The organism is Desulfofundulus sp., from assembly GCF_049701015.1.
Classification (GTDB): Bacteria; Bacillota; Desulfotomaculia; order Desulfotomaculales; family Desulfovirgulaceae; genus Desulfofundulus.
The window spans coordinates 1-5,902 of sequence record NZ_JBNATZ010000155.1 but is presented as its reverse complement, the minus strand read 5'-3'; the positions used below and the strand labels follow the sequence as shown (position 1 = coordinate 5,902).

Genomic DNA, 5,902 nt, shown 5'->3' with positions numbered 1-5,902 from the left:
CAGCCAGAAGATCGCACGGAATGTAGTAGATCTTTTGAAGAGGGGGGGAGTAAGCTTTGGTGTCATTGGTATAGAGGAAAGTTGCTGTGGTGAGACGGTTCGCAAGATTGGGGATGAGGAATTATTCCAAAAACTTGCTGAGTCCAATATCAACCTTTTTAAAGAAAAGGGAGTCAAAAAGATAATCACCACTTCGCCTCATTGCCTGTACACCTTCAAGAATGAGTATCCTGACCTGGGTGGGGAATTTGAAGTGGTACACTATACCCAGATTCTGGCTGATCTGGTTCGGGAGGGTAAATTGCCTCTTAACGTTCCGCTGGATAAGAAAGTTGCCTATCACGACCCGTGTTACCTGGGGCGACATAACGATATTTTCGAAGCACCACGCGCTTTAATTAAGGCCATACCCGGTGTGGACCTTGTCGAACTTGGTCGGGCAAGGGAAAGAAGCCTCTGCTGTGCCGGTGGCGGTGGCCGGTTGTGGGCCGAGGTGCCCAGGGGAGAACGCTTTGGTGAGTTAAGAGTTATGGACGCCGAGGAGCGGGGGGCAAATATTCTCGCGACAGCGTGTCCCTACTGTGTAATAATGCTTGAAGCGGATTGCCTGGCTTTGGATAAACAGGAAACAATCAAGGTAATGGAAATTTCTGAGCTCCTCGCTGCGTCAATAGGGAGGGAGAGCTAATTGACAAAGGTAAACCCTCATTTTGCGAAAAAACTCCAGAAGTTCGGAGCGAAAACTGTATTCCAGTGCTTCAGTTGCGGAACCTGTACGGCAGTTTGTTCTCTGGCATCAGACGACCAACAGTTCCCGCGCAGGTTTGTGCGCTATGTGCAGTTGGGACTTGAAGACAAGATCAACCATTCAGTGGAACCGTGGCTGTGTTACTACTGCGGTGATTGCCAGAAAAACTGTCCGAGGAAAGCCGACCCGGGCGAGCTGATGATGGCCCTGCGGCGGTACCTGACATCCATTTACGATTGGACTGGTTTGTCAGTAAGGCTTTACACCTCCAAGGTATGGGAGATCATTTCAGTTATCGTACTGTTTTTAGCCACTCTTGCGGTCGTCTATGCCCTGCACGGACCGATTGTTCTTGACCATACGGAACTTGAAACCTTTGCGCCACGGCATATTGTCGACCCGGCAGGTTGGATTTTTGGCGGTGTTCTGTCCATAATTCTTTTGAGTAACATATACCGGATGTACCGGTTTATTATGGGCGACCAGAAGGTAAAAATTCCTGCATCATTATATGTTCAAGAGCTCGCCACTCTGATTTATCATTTTGCAACTCAGCGCAGGTTCGGCCTTTGCAAAGACAACCGCAGGTGGATTAAGCACTGGCTTTTGATGTCGGGGTATGCGGTGGCTTTTATTCTGGTAAATGCCTTTTCAAAATGGTTCCTGACCAATGAATTCCTTTCCATTTTCCATCCCGTAAGGCTTCTGGGGTATTATGCTACCATAGCGTTACTGTATGTTACCACAGAATCAATTGTCAGCAGGTTAAAGAAGAGTGAGCCGATTCACCAGTATTCCCATTCAACGGACTGGATGTTTTTAATCCTGCTCTGGCTGACAGCTTTTACGGGATTACTGGTCCATGTATTTAAGTATTTGGACCTGCCGTTGCCCACATACTATACGTTTGCTATTCACCTTGCTTTTACCGTACCGTTGTTAGCTCTGGAGGTGCCCTTTACCAAGTGGGCCCACCTTGCCTACCGTCCATTTGCCCTTTACTTTGTGCGCTTGAGGGAAAGGGCGTTGGAAATACAAAGAGCTGACGGTGGGTTATCCAGCGTTGAAATCAGCGGTTAGGTAAAGCAACGGGGTTGAGCTCGCAAGTGAGAAAAGGACCCGGGGAAAGGGTCCTTTTTTATGTCTTTTAATAATACGCCCACCCGGAGTTCCCGGGCGGGCCTTAGTAGGTGGTGAACAATTATTTATTTTCTCCACCATCACCAACTTTTGCTCCCCTGAGTTCGGGATTGGCCAGGTAGGAAACGACAGCAACAAGGATGCCTATAATGATATCATTCCACATGGCATTAACTACTCTAGAATAACCCAGTACGAAGGGAGCAATGATTAGCCAGATACCAATGACGATTCCAAGCCAGCCGTATCTGTTCACCGGTTTTTCACCTCCTACAGCTAAAATGTTTTATTCAGTGTTATTTTAACCGTTACCATTTTTTTTAAACATGGAGGCCTTCAGGATTCAACTGAAATATCAGCCAGATCCAGCCAGCATAAGCAGGAGATGGCAGCTTTAAAAAGAATAATTATAAATGGTAAAAATGGCCTGGAGGTTGATGAAATTGCTGCAACGTTATTGCGAACTTATGGAAGAATTAAGTGTGCTGGAACAGAGCCTGCTTGCTGATTTATCTACTGATGAAATTATGCGCTATCTTAATTTGCGCAGGGAGCAAGAAGAGTTATCGGGGGAACTCGGGAACCTGGTTTTAGATGCCCTGTTGCACCTGCAGGATCTGTCAAACAGGATTACCGAAGAACTGGTTGATCTGTCTGGTTTAATGAAAAATACCGGGGGCCATGGAGGGAATCGGGGAAATTATCTCCCCAGGTTCGCTCGTGTGGTCGGAGCTCTTGAAACTGAGATGGAGAGGATCCTGGCGGATTGCCGTCAGTTGCGCTACGAGCTTTTGTGGGGTGAGGAAAAAGAAATCAATAAGGAAAGCGTGCTTAGAAGGGAACAGGTACAGGAAGAAATTGTCGTTTGCCGTGGTGAAGACGGGCAGGATAGCAAAAAGCAGGGAACACAGGAAGAGAAATATGATACGGTTGCGGGAGAGGTAGCCTGTACCCTTGAGGTGGCTCAATCCCGTGAAACTTTTCCGCCTGGTGGTTTGAGCCAGAATGACGGTGGATATACAGAAGGGGAGACTGGTAAAAACATCAAATCGAATCCACTCTCCCCTGAAACAGTAAAAAAAATAGAAACTGTTCTTCGACCCAGGGAGGTTATGGAAATAAAACCTCTCATAGAAAATCAGGTGCTCTTTAATGAATTGAAAATTGCCTCTGCAGGGGAGGGTAAAATGCGCAACGGTAAGTCTCAAAAGGGGCGAAATCGACGTTAATTTACCCTCTCTACGGGGGTTGGTATGATGTGCACCCCACGGGAATAGACGTGCGGGTGCTTAATTATCATCCTGTTCCGGTGGTACCTGTTCAATGGGCCGTAAGAAAGTAACTTTATTTCTCCGGCCGGGTCTTTTGACCGGGAGTTCCTCCTCAGTTATTTCCAGGTAAAAAACCTTCTCCGGATAGCATAGTACGGTTACCACGCCCCGTTCAGGTTCGGTCAGCCAGATCCCTTTAAATTCCAACATTTCGCCCATTAAATCTACGTTTACCTTTTTCGGTCCTTCCAAAACTTCCAGTTCCCATCCCTGAATGCTTACCACAACTGTTCTTTGTGGATGAGTTACTTCCATGTGCCGACAACCTCCTTCGCACCGGTGGCCAGTCCTGCGGCCTAACCATCAGTATACCATATCCCGTATTGTTGGTAAAATTTTTTCACTAGAAAAGCCTCTGTCCGGTCGACAGAGGCTTCGAAATTAACAGGGTTTATTGCATTTGCTGGAGTCGACGAACTCTTTCCGCAATGGGTGGGTGGGTACTGAAGAGACGTGCAAAAGATTCAGCTGACAGAGGGTTAACAATAAACAGGTGTGAGGTTGCCGGATTCACCTGCATCGGTATGTGGCGGGCCGCCCGCTCCAGCTTGAGCAAGGCACTGGCCAGCCCGTGTGGAGAACCTGCCAGCCGGGCTCCAGTTGCATCGGCCTCAAACTCCCGGGTACGGGAGATGGCCAGCTGGATAAGCGTGGCTGCGAGGGGGGCCAGGATGATCATGGCCAGGGATCCTATTAGCCCCAGAGGGTTTCCTCCTTCCTCGTCGTCACGGCCCCCAAAGATCAACCCCCACTGAAGGGCGTTTGCAATCATTGTAATCGCCCCAGCCAGAGCTGCGGCAAGGGTACCTACCAGCACATCCCTGTTTTTAATGTGGGCTATTTCGTGAGCCAGTACACCTTCTACTTCCGAACGGTTGAGAATTTGCAACAGGCCATCAGTGACTGCCACTGCAGCATTGGCCGGATTTCTCCCTGTTGCAAACGCGTTGGGTTGGGGCGAAGGAGTACGGTATACCCGGGGCATGGGTATACCCGCCCGTTGTGCGAGATTGCGAATCAAGGCGTACAGCTCTGGTGCTTCATGTTCGGCCAGGGGCTGTGACCCTGTCATAGCGATGGCAATTTTATCGCTGAAATAGTAACCGAAAAAGTTCATACAAAGGGCAATAAGAAAAAACATGAAAGCCCCCGAACTACCGGCCACCGCTTTCCCAATCAATACCAGTAAAACTGTGAGCAGACCCATCAATAGCCAGGCTCTAAGGTTATTCATAAGCTGCCCTCCTTTCAAAAATAAACCCGCTCTTGCAGGGACGGGATTATGAACAGCCTGCGAAGTCGGAACTTGGGAGTCAGGAACCTTTTAAGAGCTGAATTTTCGATGATAACGGAAGCGACTTTCTGGTTTTGTATAACCCTCCTTCACGAGTATACCTGTTAAATTATATTTCCATGCATAATGGCGGTTTGCCATTTTTATTATCTCCTGTCACTCATTATATTGTAATCAACCATTGAAGGCAATAGAGAAGGAGACGCGAAAAAAATCGGAACGGTTTGGGCAGTTGACGGGAAAAATCTTTTGGGGTAAAATAACTTCAGCAGGTTTATAACTGAAAGGGATTTTGATGGACGGTAAACAGGATTAGTAGCCCAAAATATGATGAAGAAAAAGCCCTCAAATCCTTGAAAATAAAGGGGTTTCATGCCGGAGTGGCGGAACAGGCAGACGCACGGGACTTAAAATCCCGGGGGTGTTATGCACCCGTACCGGTTCAAGTCCGGTCTCCGGCACCATTGGGTTGTGCCTTGTGGTTCTTGCACCCGGGTTATAAACACAGTATAGAACACTGTAAGATTACCAGGACATGAGACCACCCTTTTGGGTTTAGAAACTGCCCAAAAGGGTGTCTTTTTTCCTGGTCCCTCCGGGTTAGGTGCTGAGGTGGAAGGTTCAATCCCGGCTCCCTGCTCGAGCGGTTCTCCGGTGTATTCTAAATAAGACACTGAAAAGAGTTGGCACATGGCAAATGGCGGTAAATGGTGCATATGATGTGTCCAGTCCTCAAAATCAACCTTGTGTCTGGTGGTGAATACAATTACATAAGGCTGTGGTAAAAATTATCCCGGTCAGAAGATAACAGGAGTGAGCAGGAGGGCTTCAGGATTAAGGAGGTGTGTTTCCCGCTCCCAGTTGAGCCGGGGGATTCTATGGTGATTGTGTTAGATCTGGGTCATGGAGGTCAGGATCCCGGGGCGGTTGGTTTTGGCCTTCAAGAAAAAGATGTCGTGTTGGCTCTGGGGAAATATGTTCTATCCTTTTTAGAGGATTATGAGGTCAAGGTTGTCCCTACCCGTACCAGTGATATCAATGTCTCCCTGGATGAACGGGCAAACCTTGCCAACCAGCAAAACGCTGACTTCTTTTGTTCCCTGCATGTTAATTCAGGCGGAGGGAGCGGTTTTGAGAGTTATATTCATCCCGACGCCTCACAGCAAACCCAATCATTAGCAGCTGCCCTGCACCGGGAAATAGCCAAATTTTACCTTGAACGGGGCTTCCCTGACCGGGGGTTGAAGAAGGCTAATTTTGCCGTCTTAAGGAAGACAAAGATGCCGGCTGTGCTTCTCGAAAATCTTTTTATAGATAATCCTCGGGATGCCGCCTTTCTTGCGGACTCCTCATTTCTAAGGGATCTGGCACTTGCCATTACAGGAGGCC

The 5,902-nt window shown here is 48.2% G+C and carries 7 protein-coding genes and 1 tRNA gene; 5 read left to right on the top strand and 3 right to left on the bottom strand.

Annotated features, from left to right (window positions below):
* Together ACPLUI_RS09925 and ACPLUI_RS09920 are read left to right on the top strand one after the other, a co-directional pair.
* The coding region (locus ACPLUI_RS09925; protein WP_424660103.1) for a (Fe-S)-binding protein at positions 1–688 on the top strand (688 nt) is incomplete at its 5' end.
* The gene (locus ACPLUI_RS09920; protein ID WP_424660102.1) at positions 689–1,828 is read left to right on the top strand and encodes a 4Fe-4S dicluster domain-containing protein; all 1,140 of its coding nucleotides are present in this window, start codon (positions 689–691) and stop codon (positions 1,826–1,828) included.
* 121 nt (positions 1,829–1,949) lie between these two features.
* On the opposite strand, the gene ACPLUI_RS09915 is transcribed toward ACPLUI_RS09920, so the two are convergent.
* Complete coding sequence (locus tag ACPLUI_RS09915) at positions 1,950–2,144, bottom strand: SPW repeat protein (RefSeq protein WP_424660101.1); 195 nt, start codon at positions 2,142–2,144, stop codon at positions 1,950–1,952.
* Positions 2,145–2,301: 157 nt separating this feature from the next.
* Between ACPLUI_RS09915 and ACPLUI_RS09910 the strand changes: the two genes are divergently transcribed.
* Positions 2,302–3,117 (top strand): hypothetical protein, encoded by an 816-nt coding sequence (locus tag ACPLUI_RS09910; RefSeq protein ID WP_424660100.1) that lies wholly within the window; start codon positions 2,302–2,304, stop codon positions 3,115–3,117.
* A 60-nt stretch (positions 3,118–3,177) separates the two neighbouring features.
* Here ACPLUI_RS09910 and ACPLUI_RS09905 read toward each other — a convergent pair whose 3' ends face one another.
* Both ACPLUI_RS09905 and ACPLUI_RS09900 read right to left on the bottom strand, forming a co-directional pair.
* Positions 3,178–3,474 carry a hypothetical protein gene (locus ACPLUI_RS09905; RefSeq protein WP_424660099.1) on the bottom strand — a complete coding sequence of 99 codons (297 nt, stop codon included), beginning with the start codon at positions 3,472–3,474 and terminating at the stop codon, positions 3,178–3,180.
* 136 nt (positions 3,475–3,610) lie between these two features.
* Positions 3,611–4,453 carry a zinc metalloprotease HtpX gene (locus ACPLUI_RS09900; protein ID WP_424660098.1) on the bottom strand — a complete coding sequence of 281 codons (843 nt, stop codon included), beginning with the start codon at positions 4,451–4,453 and terminating at the stop codon, positions 3,611–3,613.
* A 434-nt stretch (positions 4,454–4,887) separates the two neighbouring features.
* Here ACPLUI_RS09900 and ACPLUI_RS09895 point away from each other — a divergent pair.
* Positions 4,888–4,977: transfer RNA gene (locus ACPLUI_RS09895), tRNA-Leu, on the top strand.
* A gap of 414 nt (positions 4,978–5,391) precedes the next feature.
* The coding region (locus ACPLUI_RS09890; RefSeq protein ID WP_424660097.1) for an N-acetylmuramoyl-L-alanine amidase at positions 5,392–5,902 on the top strand (511 nt) is incomplete at its 3' end.

Bases quoted from the DNA above. Each gene is read 5' to 3' on its own strand.
- ACPLUI_RS09910 (WP_424660100.1), top strand. From the start codon at position 2,302: ATGGTAAAAATGGCCTGGAGGTTGATGAAATTGCTGCAACGTTATTGC.
- ACPLUI_RS09905 (WP_424660099.1), bottom strand. From the start codon at position 3,474: ATGGAAGTAACTCATCCACAAAGAACAGTTGTGGTAAGCATTCAGGGA.
- ACPLUI_RS09900 (WP_424660098.1), bottom strand. From the start codon at position 4,453: ATGAATAACCTTAGAGCCTGGCTATTGATGGGTCTGCTCACAGTTTTA.